Origin of the sequence: Pseudomonas silesiensis, assembly GCF_001661075.1 — a bacterium.
Taxonomy (GTDB): domain Bacteria; phylum Pseudomonadota; class Gammaproteobacteria; order Pseudomonadales; family Pseudomonadaceae; genus Aquipseudomonas; species Aquipseudomonas silesiensis.
In genome coordinates, this window is record NZ_CP014870.1 from 5,077,514 (window position 1) to 5,098,091 (window position 20,578).

20 protein-coding genes and 1 pseudogene are annotated in these 20,578 nt (G+C 60.8%); 10 read left to right on the forward strand and 11 right to left on the reverse strand.

Features of this window, described 5'->3' with window-relative positions:
• Positions 1-12: 12 nt before the first annotated feature.
• Complete coding sequence (gene dapA / locus PMA3_RS22500; protein ID WP_064679250.1) at positions 13-891, reverse strand: 4-hydroxy-tetrahydrodipicolinate synthase; 879 nt, start codon at positions 889-891, stop codon at positions 13-15.
• A gap of 328 nt (positions 892-1,219) precedes the next feature.
• Between dapA and PMA3_RS22505 the strand changes: the two genes are divergently transcribed.
• Both PMA3_RS22505 and PMA3_RS22510 read left to right on the forward strand, forming a co-directional pair.
• Entirely contained in the window at positions 1,220-1,780 is a 561-nt protein-coding gene (locus PMA3_RS22505; RefSeq protein WP_019692529.1) for a glycine cleavage system transcriptional repressor, read from the forward strand.
• Positions 1,781-1,790: 10 nt separating this feature from the next.
• Complete coding sequence (locus PMA3_RS22510) at positions 1,791-2,264, forward strand: peroxiredoxin (RefSeq protein WP_064679251.1); 474 nt, start codon at positions 1,791-1,793, stop codon at positions 2,262-2,264.
• Positions 2,265-2,280: 16 nt separating this feature from the next.
• On the opposite strand, the pseudogene PMA3_RS22515 reads toward PMA3_RS22510, so the two are convergent.
• Both PMA3_RS22515 and PMA3_RS22520 read right to left on the reverse strand, forming a co-directional pair.
• Positions 2,281-3,330 (reverse strand): annotated as a pseudogene (locus PMA3_RS22515) (AI-2E family transporter); the annotation flags it as partial.
• Positions 3,331-3,361: 31 nt separating this feature from the next.
• Positions 3,362-3,601: a sulfurtransferase TusA family protein gene (locus PMA3_RS22520; protein WP_028621876.1), complete on the reverse strand. Its 240-nt coding sequence runs from the start codon at positions 3,599-3,601 to the stop codon at positions 3,362-3,364.
• A gap of 97 nt (positions 3,602-3,698) precedes the next feature.
• Between PMA3_RS22520 and PMA3_RS22525 the strand changes: the two genes are divergently transcribed.
• The gene (locus PMA3_RS22525; RefSeq protein ID WP_064679252.1) at positions 3,699-5,132 is read left to right on the forward strand and encodes a M48 family metalloprotease; all 1,434 of its coding nucleotides are present in this window, start codon (positions 3,699-3,701) and stop codon (positions 5,130-5,132) included.
• Positions 5,133-5,355: 223 nt separating this feature from the next.
• On the opposite strand, the gene PMA3_RS22530 is transcribed toward PMA3_RS22525, so the two are convergent.
• The 4 genes from PMA3_RS22530 to rpoE all read right to left on the reverse strand — a co-directional run bounded on the left by PMA3_RS22530 (position 5,356) and on the right by rpoE (position 9,162).
• A complete protein-coding gene (locus PMA3_RS22530) occupies positions 5,356-6,783 on the reverse strand; it encodes a DegQ family serine endoprotease (RefSeq protein WP_064679253.1) in 1,428 nt (475 codons plus the stop codon).
• Between the two features lie 207 nt (positions 6,784-6,990).
• A complete protein-coding gene (locus tag PMA3_RS22535; RefSeq protein ID WP_064679254.1) occupies positions 6,991-7,953 on the reverse strand; it encodes a MucB/RseB C-terminal domain-containing protein in 963 nt (320 codons plus the stop codon).
• 8 nt (positions 7,954-7,961) lie between these two features.
• Positions 7,962-8,549, reverse strand: coding sequence for an RseA family anti-sigma factor (locus tag PMA3_RS22540; protein ID WP_064679255.1), 588 nt, complete (start codon positions 8,547-8,549; stop codon positions 7,962-7,964).
• A gap of 31 nt (positions 8,550-8,580) precedes the next feature.
• Positions 8,581-9,162 (reverse strand): RNA polymerase sigma factor RpoE/AlgU, encoded by a 582-nt coding sequence (gene rpoE / locus PMA3_RS22545; RefSeq protein ID WP_007944079.1) that lies wholly within the window; start codon positions 9,160-9,162, stop codon positions 8,581-8,583.
• Positions 9,163-9,719: 557 nt separating this feature from the next.
• On the opposite strand from rpoE, the gene nadB reads away from it, so the two are divergent.
• Entirely contained in the window at positions 9,720-11,336 is a 1,617-nt protein-coding gene (gene nadB, locus PMA3_RS22550) for an L-aspartate oxidase (protein WP_064679256.1), read from the forward strand.
• On the opposite strand, the gene PMA3_RS22555 is transcribed toward nadB, so the two are convergent.
• Complete coding sequence (locus tag PMA3_RS22555) at positions 11,305-11,757, reverse strand: protein YgfX (RefSeq protein ID WP_064679257.1); 453 nt, start codon at positions 11,755-11,757, stop codon at positions 11,305-11,307. The two genes, nadB and PMA3_RS22555, sit on opposite strands and share 32 nt — an antisense overlap.
• On the reverse strand, positions 11,741-11,995 hold the full coding sequence (locus tag PMA3_RS22560; protein ID WP_064679258.1) for an FAD assembly factor SdhE: 255 nt from the start codon (positions 11,993-11,995) through the stop codon (positions 11,741-11,743). The genes PMA3_RS22555 and PMA3_RS22560 overlap by 17 nt, the downstream gene beginning before the upstream one ends.
• Before the next feature lie 148 nt (positions 11,996-12,143).
• Here PMA3_RS22560 and ygfZ point away from each other — a divergent pair, with 148 nt between their 5' ends.
• Both ygfZ and PMA3_RS22570 read left to right on the forward strand, forming a co-directional pair.
• Positions 12,144-13,085, forward strand: a complete 942-nt coding sequence (gene ygfZ, locus PMA3_RS22565) for a CAF17-like 4Fe-4S cluster assembly/insertion protein YgfZ (RefSeq protein ID WP_064679259.1) — start codon at positions 12,144-12,146, stop codon at positions 13,083-13,085.
• A 34-nt stretch (positions 13,086-13,119) separates the two neighbouring features.
• The gene (locus tag PMA3_RS22570; protein ID WP_064679260.1) at positions 13,120-13,941 is read left to right on the forward strand and encodes an HDOD domain-containing protein; all 822 of its coding nucleotides are present in this window, start codon (positions 13,120-13,122) and stop codon (positions 13,939-13,941) included.
• A 149-nt stretch (positions 13,942-14,090) separates the two neighbouring features.
• Here the strand turns inward: PMA3_RS22570 and PMA3_RS22575 are convergent, their stop codons facing one another.
• Entirely contained in the window at positions 14,091-15,479 is a 1,389-nt protein-coding gene (locus PMA3_RS22575; RefSeq protein ID WP_064679261.1) for a sensor histidine kinase, read from the reverse strand.
• Positions 15,472-16,143, reverse strand: a complete 672-nt coding sequence (locus PMA3_RS22580) for a response regulator (RefSeq protein WP_064679262.1) — start codon at positions 16,141-16,143, stop codon at positions 15,472-15,474. The genes PMA3_RS22575 and PMA3_RS22580 overlap by 8 nt, the downstream gene beginning before the upstream one ends.
• Positions 16,144-16,524: 381 nt before the next feature.
• Between PMA3_RS22580 and PMA3_RS22585 the strand changes: the two genes are divergently transcribed.
• Genes PMA3_RS22585 through PMA3_RS22600 form a run of 4 tightly spaced genes read left to right on the forward strand, consistent with a single transcriptional unit; the run spans position 16,525 to position 20,568 of the window.
• Positions 16,525-17,502 (forward strand): Bug family tripartite tricarboxylate transporter substrate binding protein, encoded by a 978-nt coding sequence (locus tag PMA3_RS22585; RefSeq protein WP_064679263.1) that lies wholly within the window; start codon positions 16,525-16,527, stop codon positions 17,500-17,502.
• 58 nt (positions 17,503-17,560) lie between these two features.
• Positions 17,561-18,019: a tripartite tricarboxylate transporter TctB family protein gene (locus tag PMA3_RS22590; protein ID WP_064679264.1), complete on the forward strand. Its 459-nt coding sequence runs from the start codon at positions 17,561-17,563 to the stop codon at positions 18,017-18,019.
• Position 18,020: 1 nt separating this feature from the next.
• On the forward strand, positions 18,021-19,535 hold the full coding sequence (locus tag PMA3_RS22595) for a tripartite tricarboxylate transporter permease (protein WP_064679265.1): 1,515 nt from the start codon (positions 18,021-18,023) through the stop codon (positions 19,533-19,535).
• Entirely contained in the window at positions 19,528-20,568 is a 1,041-nt protein-coding gene (locus PMA3_RS22600) for an AbrB family transcriptional regulator (RefSeq protein WP_064679266.1), read from the forward strand. The genes PMA3_RS22595 and PMA3_RS22600 overlap by 8 nt, the downstream gene beginning before the upstream one ends.
• Positions 20,569-20,578: the final 10 nt, after the last annotated feature.

A 20,578-nucleotide genomic window follows, 5' to 3' on the forward strand; every position in this document is an offset into this window, starting at 1 on the left:
GTGCTTCCTCAATTAAACCAGGACGCCGGACTGGCGCATGGCCTGCCGCAGCGGTTCGTGACAGGCAGCACTGAGCCAGGTGAGCGGCAGACGGATACCGTCCGGCATCAAGCCCATTTCATGCAGCGCCCACTTCACGGGAATAGGGTTGGATTCGATAAACAGGGTTTTATTGAGCGGCATCAGCTTTTCGTGGATCGCGCGGGCGGTGACGGCATCGCCCTTCAGCGCGGCATTGCACATGTCGGCCATGTCGCGCGGCGCAACGTTGGCGGTCACCGAGATATTGCCTTTGCCGCCCAGCAGCATCAGCTCGACGGCGGTAGCGTCGTCGCCGGATACCACCAGGAAGTCCTTGCTGACGCCATCGATGATGGCTTTGGCACGGGACAGGTCGCCGGTGGCTTCCTTGATGCCGATGATGTTCTTCACGGTCGACAGGCGGATCACGGTCTCGGCCAGCATGTCGCACGCGGTGCGGCCAGGCACGTTATACAGGATCTGCGGGATGTCGACGGCTTCGGCGATCGCCTTGAAGTGCTGGTACAGGCCTTCCTGGGTCGGCTTGTTGTAATACGGCGTCACCAGCAGGCAGGCATCGGCACCGGCCATCTTCGCATTGGTGGTCAGCTCGATGGCTTCGCGAGTCGAGTTCGCGCCAGTCCCGGCGATCACCGGAATGCGCCCTGCAACCTGCTTCACCACGTAACGAATCACTTCGATGTGCTCGTTCACGTCAAGGGTGGCCGATTCACCTGTAGTGCCGACCGCCACGATGGCGTGGGTGCCGTTTTGCAGGTGAAAGTCCACCAGTTTGCTCAAGCTGTCCCAGTCGAGACGACCTTGTGCATCCATGGGTGTGACCAGTGCCACCATACTGCCCGCAATCATGCAACCGCTCCTGCCGGAAAAAGAGAGCGGTAATGGTACTGGCGCCAAGATGCTTGTACAAGCGAAGTACTGCGCTGCTGCCATTCCCCTTGGCGCTGCTTTTCGCTACCCTTCAGACTTTGATCGGTACTGATAAGCTCGCAAGCCGGGTTCCAGCCTCCATTTTCGGCATCACAAGCCCCGATCCAGCGTTGCCACCCCTCGCTCTTGCCACTCTGGAGCAGGTTGCAACCTTCCGGCTCGGGTTTTTTGAATTCGCATCCGCAGGCTCGCCCCGGCAAAAAAAGCCCATAAAAGTATCGACCGCTCATCGCTTTAGGAATGCTGCATGTCCACCCCCACAGTTCGCGAACAATTCCTTGTCATCAGTGCCCTCGGCGCCAACCCCATGGAGCTGACTAACGTCCTGTGCCGCGCCAGCCATGAAAACCGCTGCGCCGTGGTTACCTCTCGCCTGACCCGTCATGGCGAGTGCAGTGCGTTGGTCCTTGAGATCTCCGGCAGCTGGGACGCCCTGGCGCGCCTCGAAGGCAGCCTGTCGAGCCTGGCCAAGAAGCACGCCTTCACCGTCAATGTGGTGCGCAGTGCGGCGCTGGAGAATCGTCCCCAGGCGCTGCCGTACGTCGCTTATGTCAGCTCGGCCTACCGCTCGGACATCATCAACGAGCTGTGCCAGTTTTTCATGGACCACAACGTCGAGCTGGAAAACCTGACCTGCGACACCTATCAGGCACCCCAGACCGGCGGCACCATGCTCAATGCCACGTTTACCGTGACCTTGCCGGCCGGCGTGCAGATCAGCTGGCTGCGCGATCAGTTCCTGGACTTCGCCGACGCGCTGAACCTGGACGCCCTGATCGAACCGTGGCGCCCACAAAACCCAATGTAAGGAAGCTTTCATGGCCGTTGCCATCGACCAACCGGTTGCCGATTTCGAAGCATCCGCCACCAATGGGCAGACCGTCAGCCTCGCCAACCTGAAAGGCAAGCAAGTCGTCATCTACTTCTATCCGAAGGACAGCACGCCGGGCTGCACCACCCAGGGCCAGGGTTTTCGCGATCAGCTTGACGCTTTTAAAGCGGCCAATACCGAAGTCTTCGGCGTGTCCCGCGACAGCCTGAAATCCCACGAGAACTTCAAGGCCAAGCAGGCGTTCACCTTTGAGCTGATCAGCGACAAGGAAGAAGCGCTGTGTCAGCTGTTTGATGTGATCAAGTTGAAGAAGCTGTATGGCAAGGAATACATGGGGGTTGATCGCAGCACGTTCCTGATTGATAAGGATGGGGTGCTGCGTCAGGAATGGCGCGGGGTGAAGGTGCCGGGGCATGTGGATGCCGTTCTGGCGGCGGCGCAGGCGTTGAACGAGGCCTGATTATTTGGCGTCCTTTCGGACGCCTTCGCGGGCAAGCATCCAGCACAGCCTTGAACAACGTCGCCAGGGGAATCGCAAAGAACACTCCCCAAAACCCCCACAACCCGCCAAACAACAGCACCGCGCAGATAATTGCCACCGGGTGCAGGTTGACCGCTTCCGAGAACAACAACGGCACCAGCACGTTGCCGTCCAGGACCTGGATAATGCCGTAGACCGCCATCAAATAGATGAACTGATCGCTCCAGCCCCACTGGAACAGCGCGATCAGCAGCACCGGCACGGTCACCACCACGGCTCCGACATAGGGCACCACCACCGACACGCCCACCAGTAGCGCCAGCAGCGCCGCATAGTTGAGCCCCAGCACCACGAAACCGATGTAGGTCGCGCCGCCGCAAATGACGATCTCGATGCCTTTGCCGCGAATGTAGTTGGCGATCTGTCGGTTCATCTCCCGGGCAACGCGGGTGAGCAATGCCCGCTCGCGAGGCAGGTAACCGCGCACCCACTGGCCGATCATTTCCCGGTCCTTGAGAAAGAAAAACACCAGGATCGGCACCAACACCAGGTAGATCATGATGTTCACCAGCAGCGGCAGGCTCGACAGCGAGTACGTCAGCGCCCACTGGCCGAAATTGCCGATCTCGCCCCGCGCCACTTCGATGGCCCGCAGCACCTGCTCATCGGACACCAGATGCGGGTAACGCTCGGGCAGCAGCAATAACAGTGACTGCCACTTGGCGAGCATGCCGGGCAGTTCGTTGAACAAGGTGATCAACTGATGCCAGAGCAACGGCACCACGACCACGATGAACACCAGCAGCAGCCCCATGAATAACGCAAAGACCAGCCCGACCGCCGCGCCGCCCGGCACACGCAAGCGCTCCAGCGTCGCCACCAGGCCCTGCATCAGATACGCCAGCACCATCCCGGCGAGCACCGGCGCGAGCATGCCACCGAGCGTCAGTACCGCGGTGAACGCCAGCACCAGCAGCACGGCAAGCACCACGGCTTCTTCGTCGGAAAAATAACGCTGAATCCAGTCGCGTAACACCTTGAACATCAATAATCCCTTAGAAACGAACGCAGCGGGTTCAGGCTTTTTTCAACCAGTAGCGGTAAACACCCGCCTCATCTTCTTCGCGCAGCAGCGTATGACCGGCCAATCGGGCAAAGGTGCGAAAGTCGCGCTGCGAGCCCGCATCCGTGGCGATTACCTTGAGCACCGCGCCGCTGGCCATGCGATTGAGTTCCAGCTTGGCCTTGAGTAACGGTAGCGGGCAATTGAGGCCGCTGGCGTCGAGTTCGGCGTCATGGGCTACAGCGTCGGTCATTGCATCACTCCGGTCAGGTGGTTAAGGGGCTTAGAATATCTGGTCCCGAGCGTACTGTCCGGCTACAGTAAGGTCTTTGTCGACTAAGGCTTTGTGCATGACATTTCTGCGCCCTACCCTGCTGACGCTCGCTTGCCTGCTCGCCTCTCCGGGCTTCGCCGACGACCTGCCGTCACTCGGCGACGCCAGTTCTGCCATCGTCTCGCCGCAACAGGAGCACCAGTTGGGCCGGGCCTGGCTGGCGATGTTACGTAGCCAGGTGTCCCAGCTAAACGATCCACAGCTCAAGGACTACGTCGAATCCAGCGTCTACCGCCTGGTGGAGACCAGCCAGGTCAATGACCGGCGCCTGGAATTCATTCTGATCAACAGCCCGCAGCTCAACGCCTTCGCGGCACCGGGGGGCATTGTCGGGGTCAACGGCGGTTTGTTCCTCAATGCCCAGACCGAAGGCGAATACGCCTCGGTCATGGCTCACGAATTGGCTCACTTGTCGCAGCGCCACTTTGCCCGTGGCGTCGAAGCCCAACAGCGGATGCAGGTACCGATGATGGCCGCCCTGCTGGCCGGGATCGTGATTGCCGCTGCCGGCGCCGGCGATGCCGGGATCGCCGCCATTGCCGGTTCGCAGGCGGCGGCGATCCAGGAACAGCGACGCTTCTCGCGGCAGAACGAACAGGAAGCCGACCGTATCGGCATCCTCAATCTGGAAAAGGCCGGTTACGACCCGCGCTCGATGCCGACCATGTTCGAGCGCTTGTCGCGCCAATACCGCTTCGACGCCAAGCCACCGGAATTCCTGCTGACTCACCCGGTGACCGAATCGCGGATCGCCGACACCCGCAACCGTGCCGAACAGGCCAAGCCGGGCGGTATTGAAGACAGCATGCGTTACCAGCTGATTCGTGCCCGGGTCCAACTGATCTACGAAGAAACCCCGGGCCTGGGGGCCAAGCGCTTCCGTGCCCAGCTGGATGAAAATCCGAAAAACGATGTCGCGCGTTACGGCCTGGCAATCGCCCAGATCAAGGGTGGCCAGTTGAACGAAGCCCGGGAAAACCTGGCGTCGCTGCTGGCCAAGTCGCCGAACGAGATCATCTATAACCTGGCCCAGGTCGATCTGGACATCACCAACAATCGGCTGCCCGATGCTCAGTCCCGGGTGGACCGGATGTTGACCCAGTATCCGGGCAACTATCCGCTCAACTCAGTGCGTGTCGACTTGCTGCTCAAGCAAAACCGGGCGCCCGAAGCGGAGAAAGCCCTGGAGAGCCTGCTCAAGAATCGGCCGTACGATCCGGACGTCTGGTACATGGTGGCCGAGACCCGTGGTTTGTCGGGCAACATCATTGGCCTGCACCAGGCCCGCGCCGAATACTTCGCCCTGGTCGGCGACTACCGCCAGGCCATTCAGCAACTGGACTTCGCCAAGCGCAAGGCCGGCACCAACTTCCCGTTGTCGTCGCGGATCGACGCGCGGCAACGGGAGTTGATGGAGCAGGAGCGCATGATCAAGGACATGATGGGCTGACGCTTTTGCGAACGCGTAAAAAAACCGCCCTTTCGAGGCGGTTTTTTTATGCTGGCAACAACTGACATGTCTTGCCTTTTGTAGGAGCAAGCTTGCTCCGGGCGGCGTTCCGACGATGGACGTCAACGATAACGCGTTCTTTCTGCATGAACGCGTCGCCCTTGAGACCATCGCGAGCAAGCTCGCTCCTACATTCCTACATTCCTACATTCCGACAACCGGACTATTCAGCCAGCTTGAAGGTGATGAAGCTGGCGCGACCTTGACGCAGAACCCGCATCGATACCGAACGGTTCTTTGGCAGTGCCTCGGCGATGTCGGTGAACTCCTTGGTGGAGCCAATCGCCTGATTGTTCAGGTGAGTGATCACATCGCCAGGCTGCAAGCCGATCAGGGCAGCAGGACCGTCCTGAACTTCCTTGATGACCACGCCACCCTTGAGGTCGTAGGTTTTCTTCTGCTCGGCGGTCAGCTCGGCCACGGCAACGCCCAGGCGATTGCTGCTGCGCTCGACACTGGATTTTGGCAGGGCGTCCAGCTCTTTGCCCTCTTCGGGAATAGCGCCCACCGTCAGCTGGACATTCTTGCGCTTGCCTTCGCGGATCACTTCCAGATCAGCCTTCGAGCCGGACTTCAGCGCGCCGACCAGGTGCGGCAGATCGGCAGACATGACGATCGGTTGGCCGTTCATGCTCAGGATTACGTCGCCGACTTGCAGGCCACCCTTGGCCGCCGGGCCGTCATCCTGGATCTGCGCTACCAGCGCACCGGCAGGCTTCTCGAGACCGAACGACTCGGCCAGGTCCTTGTTCACTTCCTGAATGACCACGCCCAACCAGCCACGACTGACTTTGCCGCCGGTTTTCAGCTGGTTGGAAACGTCCATGGCCACGTCGATCGGAATCGCGAACGACACGCCCATGAAGCCGCCGGAACGGGTGTAGATCTGCGAGTTGATCCCTACTACCTCGCCCGCCAGGTTGAACAGCGGACCACCGGAGTTACCCGGGTTGATCGGCACGTCGGTCTGGATGAACGGCACATAGTTTTCGTTCGGCAGGCTACGACCGACGGCGCTGACGATGCCCTGGGTCACAGTGTGGTCGAAACCGAACGGCGAGCCGATCGCCACTACCCATTGGCCGGCCTTCAGGTCCTGGGATTTACCGAGCTTGAGCACCGGAAGGTCCTTGCCTTCGATTTTCAGCAGGGCCACGTCGGAACGCGGATCGGTGCCGACCAGCTTGGCTTTCAATTCGCTGCGGTCAGCCAGGCGGACGAGGATTTCGTCGGCATCGGCAATTACATGGTTGTTGGTCAGGATGTAGCCGTCGGACGAGATGATGAACCCCGACCCCAGGGACTGGGCTTCACGCTGACGATCACCCCGTGGCGTACGTGGTTGAGGCGGCATGCCGCGCTCGAAGAACTCACGCAGCATCGGCGGCAAGCCCTCAAGGTCGGGCATCTGCTCGTTCACTTTTCGGTCTGGCAGTTTCTGCGTGGTACTGATGTTCACGACCGCCGGCGAGGCCTGCTCGACCAACTGCGTAAAATCAGGCAGTTCGACCGCTTGCGCAGGAACCGCCTGGCCAAGCACCAGGACGGTGGCAACAACGGAGAGATAAGACTTCAAACTGAGTATCGACATACAGCTCCCATTACGACGAGCAGGGTTAAGCGATATGGAGCATAAAACACCGGTCACGACAGGTCGGCATTTTTGTTCCGGGAACAACAAACAAGGCCAGAGCCGAGATGCTCTGACCTATAAAAAATTTTCGGGATATTTGCAAATGAAAATGCTCAGCAAACATTTCGACGTCTGGCCGACGAAGTGAAAATCGCCGAAGTCAGTTCACTGCTTGCTGGTGGCAGCACTATCGCTACGCATGGACAGCGCAATGCGTTCAGCGGTGCCGGCGGGAATTTCACCGACCACGGTGACCATCATTTCGCCTTCAGAGGTACTCAAGCGTCGGGATACAGCCACGGTAGGGCCTAACTGGACGCGAGTATCGATGACGGTTGCGCCATTCAATGGCTCTAGAAAGACCGAGAAACGGGCAAGGCCGTCGCCATACATCAGGCTATTGACCTGCGCCTTGGTCTCGGGATCCTTGCGCGTGGTGCTGCTGGTCAGCTCGAAACCGGGCGGCAACCAGTCCGAATGCCAGGCCTGGGCAACCTTGGCGGCGGAGGCCTTGTCGCTAACGACAGCAACGGCCTTGCAGTCATCGCCCGGCTGCACGTCTTTGTCTGCCGGCATGTCAGTGGTATCGAGCTGCGTGAACTGGAATCGCTCCAGCAACTGCCCTTTGTCATTGAGCAACAATGACTTGAGAGGCAGGCCGGTTTCTTTATCCAGATGCAGTTCGAATCCATAGCGATGCTGGTCTCGAGGCGTCAGGGAAATGATCACTGCCGAACGCCCGGCCACACGCGACTTGCCAATGACGGCAAGGTCATACCAATTCTTGAGCTTTTGAGGATCGAGTGCACGAGCAGTGGAATTCGGGGTGTCCCCGAGTCCTGCAATCAGGGTGCCGCTGACGCATTGAGTCTGTCCATCAATGCGCACGACTTCCTGGGCCGAGCCATCGAGCTGGAGTAAACGCTCGTGGACCTTGCCATCCTGGACGCGGTGCCAGATGTTGTGGGTAGAAAAACTACCGTTACGCTCGTAGACGAATGTACCGTGAAAGCTTTGCTGTTGCTCGGCCTGGCCCAGACGGGTCAACCAGTCCTGGGCTTCATCGGCATGGGCTGGAACAATGAACCAGCCACCGAGCAGAAGCGTAAGTAGAGGTATGGAGCGCATGGTCCTCCTTAACGGTTTTCCAGACTTGCTGCACGAGCGTACGGCAACGCGCTTTCAGTACCTTTCAGTGCGGCCTGCTGAGCATGTTGGCGCAAGTAGCCTGGCAAACGCTGATCGTGCCAGCCTGGCTGGCCTTGCAATACGCCATTGGCCATGGGACCGGTGGCATCCGAACTCTCACTATAGCCTGCCAAAACAGCTGGACCCTTGACCTGAGGAGCGGCCAGGCCTTGCTGAGTGGATTGCTGGGCCAGTTCGACACCGGCGATCTCGTCCTGGTTGTACAGACGAACACCTGCCAATACTGCAACGGTGACCGAAGCGGCGACTGCCAGGCGACCCAGGCTGCGCCATGGACCACGGGAAGCTTTTGCCGGTACCGCTTCTTCCGCCAACGCAGCGGAAACTGCCGCGGCAATGTCCAGGCGTGGAAGCAGCAGATCCTTGTGCATCACTGCCCGAGCGATTTGATAACGAGCCCACGTTTCACGGGTTTCAACATCGTCAAAGGCATTCAGTACCCGACGCAATTCCAGTTCGTCCGCTTCGTTATCCATCACCGCGGACAGCGATTCCTGCAGGGCTTCACGACTCATGGCGTTCCTCTCTTGGCTATCGCCGCTGTCTTCAGTTTTCCTGCAACAACGGCTGCAGGGCTTTATCGATGGCTTCCCGAGCGCGGAAGATCCGGGAGCGCACGGTACCCACCGGACATTGCATGACGGCTGCAATGTCCTCGTAACTCAGACCATCGAATTCACGTAAAGTTAAAGCCGTACGCAAATCTTCTGGAAGTTGCTGGATGGTTCGATGGACAGTGCCTTCGATCTCATCGCGCAGCAATGCACGCTCTGGCGACTCGAGATCCTTGAGGCCATGATCGCCATCGTAGAACTCTGCATCCTCGGAACTGACATCGCTATCAGGCGGCCGGCGGCCGCGTGAAACCAGATAGTTTTTCGCCGTGTTAATGGCGATGCGGTAAAGCCACGTATAAAACGCGCTGTCTCCGCGAAAATTTCCAAGTGCACGGTACGCCTTGATGAAGGCTTCCTGTGCCACATCCTGGGCTTCATGGGTGTCGTGCACGAATCGCACGATCAACCCGAGAATTTTGTGCTGGTATTTCAGCACTAGCAGATCGAAAGCTCGCTTGTCGCCGCGCTGAACGCGTTCGACCAGCTGCTGATCCTCTTCCTGGGTTAGCATGAACACTCCTCGATAAGCTCGGAGGAGGCTTGCATGACTAAACGACCAGGCTTGCAAACATAGACTCGGGCTTTTCGCAAAAGTTCTCCCCCTCCAAGCAAGTTTCCTGCGGGCTCTGATTTGGCACGCACGAAAAGCGCAGCGCGAGTTAACCCGGCTGCGCGAATAATCTTGTCATCGGTTTCGCCGGTAAGGACCAGACCACGATCCAACACAGAAGCCGACACTGTCCCTTGATTCAGGCAACCGTCTATTGATCTTGGGCCTTTGGCAAAAGTTCAAATATTTATAGCCGTACCAACCCGACATTGTGCAACCGTGGAGCGAAAAAGAGTGTTAAATCCACGATACAGTGCCGTCGTCGCCGAACCGGAGGAGAAAGCATCCGACGAAGCGTCCCCTTTTTTACGTCACAGTAGTTTCACAATGCCATACAGGCTCGGCTATTGTGCCGCTCCCCCCCTCTATATACTAGTGGGCTGAGTGGCTGTCTTGACTCGCCGACCCCGGTGTCATGCGCCAACCCCGACCCGGGTCGCTTTGAGCGGAATCCTGAAATGAGCCAACAGTTTCAACATGATGTTCTGGTAATTGGCAGCGGCGCTGCCGGCTTGAGCCTTGCGCTGACCTTGCCCGATCATCTGCGCATCGCCGTCCTGAGCAAAGGCGACCTCGCCAATGGCTCGACGTTCTGGGCCCAGGGCGGCGTCGCAGCCGTCCTGGATGACACCGACACCGTTGAATCCCACGTCGATGACACGCTCAATGCCGGCGGCGGCCTGTGTCACGAAGACGCCGTGCGCTTTACTGTCGAGCACAGTAAAGAGGCGATTCAATGGTTGATCGACCAGGGCGTGCCGTTCACTCGCGACGAACAGTCAGGCACCGAGGACGGTGGCTTCGAGTTTCACCTGACCCGTGAAGGGGGTCACAGTCACAGGCGCATCATCCATGCCGCCGATGCCACCGGCGCCGCGATTTTCAGGACCTTGCTCGACAAGGCCCGGCAGCGACCGAACATCGAACTGCTGGAACAGCGGGTCGCGATCGACCTGATCACCGAAAAACGCCTGGGCCTTGAAGGCGACCGTTGCCTCGGCGCCTACGTGCTCAATCGGGGCACCGGAGAAGTCGACACCTACGGTGCGCGCTTTGTGATCCTCGCGTCCGGCGGCGCCGCCAAGGTCTACCTCTATACCAGCAACCCCGACGGCGCCTGTGGTGATGGCATCGCCATGGCCTGGCGTTCCGGCTGCCGGGTGGCGAACCTGGAATTCAACCAGTTCCACCCCACCTGCCTCTATCATCCGCAAGCCAAGAGTTTCCTGGTCACCGAAGCCCTGCGCGGCGAGGGTGCGCATTTGAAGCTGCCCAACGGCGAACGCTTCATGCAGCGCTTCGACCCACGCGCCGAACTGGCCCCCCGGGACATCGTCGCCCGGGCCATCGACCATGAAATGAAGCGCCTGGGTGTCGATTGCGTTTATCTGGACATCAGCCATAAGCCCGAAGCCTTCATCAAGGCTCATTTCCCGACGGTGTACGAGCGCTGCCTCGAGTTTTCCATCGACATCACCAAGCAACCGATTCCGGTGGTTCCGGCGGCGCACTACACCTGCGGCGGCGTGATGGTCGATCAGCAGGGCCGCACAGACGTGCCAGGCCTGTACGCCATCGGCGAGACCAGTTTCACCGGCCTGCACGGTGCCAACCGCATGGCCAGCAACTCCCTGCTGGAATGCTTCGTTTATGCGCGCTCGGCGGCGGCGGACATTCTTGAGCAATTGCCCCTGGTGTCGATTCCTGTCGCCCTGCCCGTCTGGGATGCGAGCCAGGTCACCGATTCCGACGAAGACGTGATCATTGCGCACAACTGGGATGAGCTGCGGCGATTCATGTGGGACTACGTGGGTATCGTGCGCACCAACAAGCGCCTGCAACGGGCCCAGCACCGTGTGCGACTGCTGCTGGACGAAATCGACGAGTTCTACAGCAATTACAAGGTCAGTCGCGACCTGATCGAGTTGCGCAACCTGGCCCAGGTGGCCGAGCTGATGATCCAGTCAGCCATGGAGCGCAAGGAAAGTCGCGGCCTGCATTACACCCTCGACTACCCGAACATGCTGCCAGATGCCCTGGACACTATTCTGGTGCCGCCCACCTACGTCGACTGAACTTGAGCCGGACCCGCAGGCGTCGGTGCAGATCCGCCGCCTGCGAGTCCCGGGGCACACAGATCGATCGGTCATACCGCTCACCCCGCAGGCGAAAACGCAGCACCACGATCAAGGGCAGCGCCAGGCTGTCCGGCCGCAGTTGCACCGGTTGCCAGCCCGCTGCCTGGTTCCACAGTTGCCAGCCATCCCCATCGCGACGCAAGCCGCGAAACGCCCGGGGATGCGTCAGCAGAATCTGCCGTGGCAACGCCCACACGCCATGAGCCACGCACAGCGAAGCGCCGAGCAGAGTGGCCCAGAGCGGTATAGACAGAAGAAACAACGCAGCCAGCGCGAACAGCTGGGCCGACAGATACACCGCCAGCAGCTGCCGTGAGGCCTGCCAGCGGCATTCGAACGAGTTACTTGGGCTGGACACGATCCAGGATCATGCGCACCATGCGCTGCAGCTCCGGATCTTCCGATTCGGCGCGTTCCATGAACCAGCCGAACATGTCCTGATCTTCGCATTCGAGCAGCCTGACGTAGCAGGCACGGTCAACTTCGTTGAGGTGCGGATAAACCTCTTTCACGAACGGCACCAGCAACACGTCAAGTTCAAGCATGCCGCGACGGCTGTGCCAGTAGAGGCGATTCAGTTCAACAGCTTCGACCATGGAGCGCTCCTCAAATAGGCGGCAAGTATACAGCCCCATGCTCGGTCGAACACTCGGCTTTGGTCGGGCAACAGGGTCTTTTGTGAACTACCCATTTCATGGGCGCCCCCTTATGATGTCCCCCAGACTCTTTATCCTGCGATGACCCATGGCCGATTCTGCTTTTTTCTGCACCCTGTCTCACGAAGGCGTTCTCGCGGTCCGCGGCGCGGATGCGGGTAAATTCCTGCAAGGTCAGTTGACCTGCAACCTTGACTACCTGGGCGACACCCGGGCCAGCCTTGGCGCGCGCTGCACGCAGAAAGGCCGGATGCAGTCGAGTTTCCGCATCCTGCTCGAAGGTGACGGCGTGCTGATGGCCATGGCCACCGAACTGCTGGAACCGCAACTGGCGGACCTGAAAAAGTACGCAGTGTTCTCCAAATCGAAACTGACCGATGAAAGCGCCGCCTGGGTGCGCTTCGGCATCGAGCAGGGCGATGCCGCACTGCGCGGCCTGGGCCTTGAGTTGCCGGCAGAAACCGACAGCGTCGTGCGCAATGGCGGGCTGGTTGCCATCCGCGTTTCCCCTGATCGCGTCGAACTCTGGGCCCCCGCCGATCAAGCGGACGTCCTCAAGGGCAAACTCTCGGCGCTGCTGGCCGAAGGCGATCTGAATCAGTGGCTGCTGGGCCAGGTCCGCGCAGGCATCGGTCAGGTCATGCCGGGCACGCGTGAACTGTTCATCCCGCAGATGCTTAACCTGCAGGCAGTCGGTGGTGTGAGCTTCAAGAAAGGTTGTTACACCGGCCAGGAAATCGTTGCGCGGATGCAGTACCTGGGCAAACTCAAGCGCCGCTTGTATCGCCTGAGCCTGGATGCCGGGGAATTGCCGCAACCCGGTACGCCGCTGTTTTCGCCGACCCATGGCAGCGCTATTGGCGAAGTGGTGCTGGCCGCCCGCACCGCGCAAAACATTGAACTCCTGGCGGTGCTGCAGGCCGAAGCAGCAGAAGGTGGCGATATTCATCTGGGCGCGCTCGAAGGGCCCGCCCTGCACCTGCTCGACCTGCCTTATCAACTGGATCGCGATCGCGAAATCCAGCGCTGAATGCAGCACTTGTCGCAATACCCAGAGATACGAAATGAGCAATCTGGCGGATAAGGTCCAACAGGATTTGGTTGCGGCCATCGATAACGATGACCTGGTTCTGCCAACGTTACCGGAAGTGGCCTTGCAGATTCGCAAGGCCGCCGAAGACCCGGAAATCAGCGTCAGCACCCTCAGTAAAGTGATCGCCCGGGATACCGCGTTGTCGGCGCGCCTGATCAAAGTGGTCAATAGCCCGCTGCTGCGCGCGACCCGGGAAGTCACTGACCTGCACACGGCGATCACTCGCCTGGGTGTCAATTACAGCAGCAACCTGGCGATCGGCCTGGTGATGGAGCAGATTTTCCATGCCCGCTCCGAGGTCGTGGAACAGAAAATGCGCGACGTCTGGCGCAAAAGCCTGGAAATCGCCGGGATCAGTTACGCGCTGTGCCGCCGTTACACCCAACTCAAACCCGACCAGGCCGCACTCGGCGGGCTGGTGCATCAGATCGGCGTGCTGCCGATCCTGACCTACGCCGAAGAACACAATGAACTGTTGTCCGACTCGATCAGCCTGAACCATGTGATCGACCAGATCCATCCATTGATCGGCGACAAACTGCTCAGGGTCTGGGAGTTTCCGGAGATGCTGATGCAGTTGCCCGGGAAGTACCTGGACTTCGAGCGCCAGTCGGTGCGGGTCGATTATGTCGACCTGGTGCAGGTGGCGTGCCTGTTTTGCTACAGGGGCACGGACCACCCGCTTGGCGGAATCGACGCGTCCAGCGTGCCGGCGCTCAAGAAGCTGGGAATCGATCTGGAGAACGAGGTGCAATGCAGGGCGCTGGAAGAATCGCGGTCGATGTTTTATTGATCGAGACCGCGTCGCGCCCTTCGTCGGAACGCCGCCCGGAGCAAGCCCGCTCCCACAATTAATCGCATTTCTCCAGGAGGAACTCTATCAATTGTGGGAGCGGGCTTGCTCCGGGCGGCGTTCCGACGAAGAGGCCGGCACAAACACCCTCAATCTCCGGCAATAAAACTCACCCGCACCTTCAACCCCGCCTGCTCGCCATCATGCAAGCTGATCTGCGCCAGATGTGCGCGGCAGATTTCGCCGACAATCGCCAGGCCCAACCCTGATCCGGCCACCTGCTGATTGCGTCGATAGAAACGCTCGAACACCCGATCGCGCTCTTCAAGCGGGATCCCGGGGCCATCGTCCTCCACCTCCAGCACGGCCGGCGCGGTCACCCGCAAAATCACATTGCCGCCCGGAGGCGTGTGGGCCAGGGCGTTATCCACCAGATTGCTGAGCAATTCATTCAACAGCGTCGGTTCTCCGCGCAGCCACACCGGTTCATCCGCTTCCAGCGCCAGTGCCACGCCACGCTTGTGCGCCAATGGCGCCATCGCCATGCCGAGTTCGCGCGCCAACTGGCTGAGGTCCAGCAGCTGTGCGCCGCCCTCGGCGATTGCCCGCGCGCCATTCTCCACCCGTGCCAGGGACAGCAGCTGGTTCGCCAGATGGGTCAAGCGATCCGTGCCTTGGGCCGCCGTTTCCAGGGTACTGCGCCAGGTCTGCGGCTCGGTCGAGCGCAGGCCCAGTTCGAGGCGGGCCTTGAGCGCCGCCAGTGGCGTACGCAATTCATGGGCCGCATCGGCAATGAACTGCGCCTGCCGCTCGAACTGCCCGCGCAGGCGTTCGGTGAAATGATTGAGCGCACGCACCAGCGGCCACAACTCGTGTTGCACTTCCACCAGCGGCAACGGCCGCAAATCATCGGGCTGACGCTCTTCCACCGCCGTGCGCAAGCGCTCCAGCGGGCGCAGGGCCGCGCTGACCGCGAACCACACCATTAACAACGCACCGATCGCCAGCATGCCCAGGCGCAGCAAGGTGTCCGCCGCCAGGCTGCGCGCCATGCTGACCCGCGCTTCGTCGGTTTCCGCGACGCGGATTTCCGCCATGCCGTTCATGTTCGGCTCGCTCACGGGCTTGAGCAGGCTGACCACCCGTACGTTCTGCCCCTGGTATTTAGCGTTGTAGAAGCGTGCCAGCGCCGGGTAGTCGTCCGTGCGCGGTGTACCCGGCGGCGGTGGCGGCAGGTTTTCGTAGCCGGAAATCAGCTTCTGGTTGATGTCGTTGACCAGGTAGAAAATCCGTCCCGCGCTGTCGTAGGCAAAGGTATCGAGGGCCACGTAGGGCACATCGGCACTGAGGCTGCCATCGCGCTGGGACACCCCGGCGGCGATGGTCCGGGCCGAGGCCAGCAACGTCCGGTCATAGGCGGTGTCGGCGGCTTCGCGACCGTTCCAGTAGGCACTCAAGCCACTGGCCAGCATCAACACCACCAGCAACAGCGCGAGGTTCCACAGCAACCGCCAGCGCAGGCTGCTGGGCTTATGCATCGCGGCTTTCCAGCAAATAGCCGAGACCGCGGAAGGTGACGATGGCGACCGGTTGCCCGTCGAGTTTCTTGCGCAGGCGGTGAACGTAGATCTCGATGGCGTCGGGGCTCGCTTCTTCGTCCAGGCCGAACACCTGGGCGGCCAATTGTTCTTTGCTCATCACCCGGCCGGGACGGGCGATCAGGGCTTCGAGCACCGCCTGCTCGCGGGAGGTCAGGGTCAGCAGTTCATCGCCGAGGGTAAAGCGCCGGGTGTCCAGGTCATAAGCCAGCACCCCGCAGGTCTGCTGACGTTCGCCGCCGAGCACACTGCGGCGCAGCAAGGCTTTGACCCGGGCTTCGAGTTCGGTCAGCTCGAAAGGTTTGGCCAGGTAGTCGTCGGCGCCGAGGTTCAGGCCATGAACCCGGTCCTTGACGTCGCTGCGGGCCGTCAACATCAGCACCGGCAGGTTCTTGCCCCGGGCCCGCAGGCGCGCCAGCACCTCAAAACCGTCCATGCGCGGCAGGCCGACATCGAGGATCGCCATGGCGTATTCCTCGCTGCTCAAGGCCAGGTCGGCCGCCACGCCGTCATGCAGCACGTCCACGGTCAGGCCAGTGCTCTTGAGCGCCTGGGCGACACTTTCAGCCAGCTGCAGATGGTCTTCGACGAGCAGAACACGCATGGATATTTACCTCATTCAGGGATGTTCGACGCCATTCTTTGGCGCGGAGTTTACAGCCGCATCCGCCACTGTGAAGCCCGAAAACCGTGAAAGCCCACTGAAAGGTTAGCGAAAGGTTCGACCGTTAGAGTCGGCCCACGGATGGTTTCGACAGGCCATCACATCGTGCTTTGAAATGTAGCTCTCGAAAAACGCCTTGATGCGTTTTCGCCAATAAGAACAATAACGAGGTACTGCACCATGCTGTCATTACAGCTCCAGGCTCACCCTCCCCTTCCTTTCCCATCGTTCACGCTCGCCAGCGCCAAACCCGGCTGCACGGCGCAACACCGTCGCTTCTGAAACATCCCCAAAAACAACAACTCCCGTGGAGACAAAAAAATGAATCGATCACTGCGCCGTATCGCCCTCGCCGCCGGCTGCATGCTGTTTGCCGGCCAACTGATGGCCGAGCCCAAACGCCCGGAATGCATCGCCCCGGCCTCGCCAGGCGGCGGTTTCGACCTGACCTGCAAACTGGTGCAAAGCGCGCTAGTGAACCAGAAGTTGCTGAGCAAACCGATGCGCGTGACCTACATGCCCGGCGGTGTCGGCGCCGTGGCGTACAACGCCGTGGTGGCGCAACGTCCGGCCGACGCCGGGACGCTGGTCGCCTGGTCCAGCGGTTCGTTGCTGAACCTGGCCCAGGGCAAATTCGGTCGCTTCGATGAAAACGCCGTGCGCTGGCTGGCGGCGGTCGGCACCAGCTATGGCGCCATCGCGGTGAAAAACGACTCGCCATACAAAAACCTCGACGACCTGGTCAAGGCGTTGAAGAAAGACCCGAGTACCGTGGTCATCGGCTCCGGCGGCACTGTCGGCAGCCAGGACTGGATGCAGACCGCCCTGATCGCCAAGGCCGCCGGGATCAACCCGCGGGACTTGCGTTATGTCGCCCTCGAAGGCGGCGGTGAAATAGCCACCGCGTTGCTCGGCGGCCACATCCAGGTCGGCAGCACCGACATCTCCGACTCCATGCCGCATATCCTGAGCGGCGACATGCGTCTGCTGGCGGTGTTCTCCGAGAAGCGTCTGGACGAGCCGGAAATGAAGGACATCCCGACCGCCAAGGAGCAAGGCTACGACATCGTCTGGCCAGTGGTCCGCGGGTTCTACCTCGGGCCAAAGGTCAGCGACGAAGACTACGCCTGGTGGAAAGACTCTTTCGACAAACTGCTGGCTTCCGACGAGTTCGCCAAGCTGCGCGATCAGCGCGAACTCTTCCCGTTCGCCATGACCGGCCCGGAGCTGGACACCTACGTGAAGAAGCAGGTAGCGGACTACAAAGTGCTGGCCAAAGAGTTCGGCCTGATCCAGTGATCGCCTCTGTCTAGCGGCCGCGGCCCCGGTTCTCGGGGACGCGGCCCAGGAGTTTCTCATGCTCTTACAACGCATTTTCGCTTCGGTGCTGTTGCTGGCCTGTATCGGCCTGGCACTGATGGCGTGGCCGTATCAAGCGGCTTTTTCCTACGAACCGGTGGGACCTCGGGCCTTTCCGCTGCTGATGCTCGGCCTGATGGGCCTTGGCCTGCTGTACATGGTGTTTCGCCCGACACCGATCATCCACAGTGATGACGACCCGAAACTGGACCGCGAAACCCTGACCAAAATCGGCATTTGTGTAGTGCTGTTGCTGATGTTCGCCGGGACTTTCGAACCCCTTGGTTTCATCGTCGCCAGCATTCTGATCGGAGTTCCCATGGCTCGCCTGTATGGCGGTCGCTGGCTGCCCAGTGCGGTGATTATCAGCGTGATGGCCGTCGGTCTTTATCTGCTGTTCGACAAAGTGATGGACGTGCCACTGCCGCTGGGCGTGCTCGACGTTCTGGAGAACTGATATGGATACTCTTGGCTATTTGGGTCAGGGCTTCGGCGTCGCGCTGAGCCCGTACAACCTGGTGACCGCGCTGTGCGGCACCCTCATCGGCACCGTCGTTGGCCTGCTGCCGGGCCTGGGCCCGATCAACGGCGTGGCGTTGCTGATTCCGATCGCGTTCGCCCTCGGCCTGCCACCGGAGTCGGCGCTGATCCTGCTGGCGGCGGTGTACCTGGGTTGCGAATACGGCGGCCGGATCAGCTCGATCCTGCTGAACATCCCGGGCGAAGCCTCCACCGTGATGACCACCCTCGACGGTTACCCGATGGCCCGCAAAGGCCTGGCCGGTGTGGCCCTGTCGCTGTCGGCGTGGAGCTCGTTCATCGGTGCGTTCATCGCCACCTGCGGCATGGTGCTATTCGCCCCGCTGCTGGCGAAATGGGCGATTGCCTTCGGACCGGCGGAATACTTCGTGCTGATGGTGTTTGCCATCGTCTGCCTGGGCGGCATGGCCGGTGATCGACCGCTGAAGACCTTTATCGCGGCGTTGATCGGGCTGTTTCTGTCGACCGTCGGCATCGATGCCAACAGCGGCGTGTACCGTTTCACCGGGGACAACATCCATCTGACTGACGGCATTCAGTTCGTCGTGCTGGTATTGGGCCTGTTTTCCATCAGCGAAATCCTCCTGCTGCTGGAAAAAACCCATCGCGGCCAGGAAGCGGTGAAAGCCACCGGGCGGATGATGTTCAACTTCAAGGAAGCCTCGGCAGTGTTCGTGGTGAACATCCGGTGCGGTTTGCTGGGCTTCATCATGGGCGTGTTGCCGGGTGCCGGCGCGACGCTGGCCAGTGCTGTGGCCTACATGACCGAGAAACGTATCGCCGGCGCCAAGGGCACGTTCGGACAAGGCGACATGCGTGGCCTCGCGGCACCGGAAACCGCCATCGGTGGTGCAGCCTGCGGCGCCCTGGTGCCGATGCTGACCCTGGGCGTCCCGGGTTCGGGCACCACCGCGGTAATGATCGGCGCACTGTCGCTGTACAACATCACCCCCGGCCCGCTGCTGTTCCAACAGCAACCGGACATTGTCTGGGGCCTGATCGCTTCGTTGTTCGTCGCCAACATCATGCTGGTGATCCTCAACATCCCGATGATCCGCATTTTCACCCGCATCCTCGCCGTGCCGAACTGGGCGCTGGTGCCGGTCATCGCCATCATCACCGGGATTGGCGTCTACGCGGTGCATGCCACCACCTTCGACCTGTTCCTGATGATCGGCATCGGCATCTTCGGCTACATCCTGCGCAAGCTGGACTTCCCGTTGTCGCCCGTGCTGCTGGGCTTCATCCTCGGCGGCCTGATGGAACAGAACCTGCGGCGCGCGCTGTCGATCTCCAACGGTGCGCTGGAAATCCTCTGGTCGAGCCCGATTACCTTCGGCGTCTGGATATTGACCGCGTTGATGCTGTTGATGCCGCTGCTGCGGATCTGGCGTAAGCGTTCGGTCGCCCGGCGCGCCCTCGCCGATGTCTGATCGAGTTCCGTTCAAAGCCTGGTGGGGAACCCCGCTGGTCGGTCTGCTGGGCGGTTACCTCGCCAGCCAGGTCGGCTGGCCGCTGCCGTGGATGGTCGGCTCGTTGCTGGCGATCATCCTGGTGCGGTGCTTGACCCCTTGGCAATTGGCGGAAATCCCTGGCGGACGCAAGGTCGGCCAGTGGATCATCGGCATCGGTATCGGCCTGCACTTCACCCCGGTGGTGATGGAGCAGGTGCTGAGTCACTTCGGCTTGATCTTCTTCGGTGCGTTGATCACCAGCCTGTCTGCGGTGGTCGGGGTCTGGTTGATGCGGCGGACCGGCGAAGATCGCGCCACGGCGTTCTTTTCCAGCATGCCCGGTGGCTCCGGGGAGATGGTCAACCTCGGCGCGCGTAATGGCGCGGTGCTCAGCCGCGTCGCTGCGGGGCAAAGCTTGCGGGTGTTGGTGGTGGTGCTGTGCGTGCCGGCTGCGTTCAAGTATTTGCTGGGCGATGGTGTACCGGTGTTCCATCCGGGCGCCGTCGACTGGCGGTGGCTGGCCTTTCTATTACCGGCAGGCGCGTTGGCTGCGTGGCTGTGGGAGCGTCTTCGTCAACCCAATCCGTGGCTGTTCGGGCCGTTACTGGTCAGCGCAGCGGTGAGCATCGGCTGGGATCTGCACATCGGCTTGCCCAATGGCGGCAGCCAGATCGGTCAATGGCTGATCGGCAGCGGGTTGGGGTGTCACTTCAATCGGCAGTTTTTCCGTCGCGCGCCGTCGTTCATGGGCCGGACATTGATCGGCACTGTGTTGACCATGTTGATCGCTACGCTGGCGGCGTTGGGATTGAGTGCGTTGACCCATCTGGATCTGCGTTCGCTGACCCTGGGCATGATGCCCGGCGGGATTGCGGAGATGAGCCTCACTGCTGAAACCCTGCAGCTGTCGGTGCCGTTGGTGACGGCGATGCAGGTGATGCGGCTGTTGTTTGTGTTGTTTCTGGCGGAGCCGTTGTTCAGGTATTGGAATCGGGAACCGGAGTCAGTCTAAAGACCGAGTC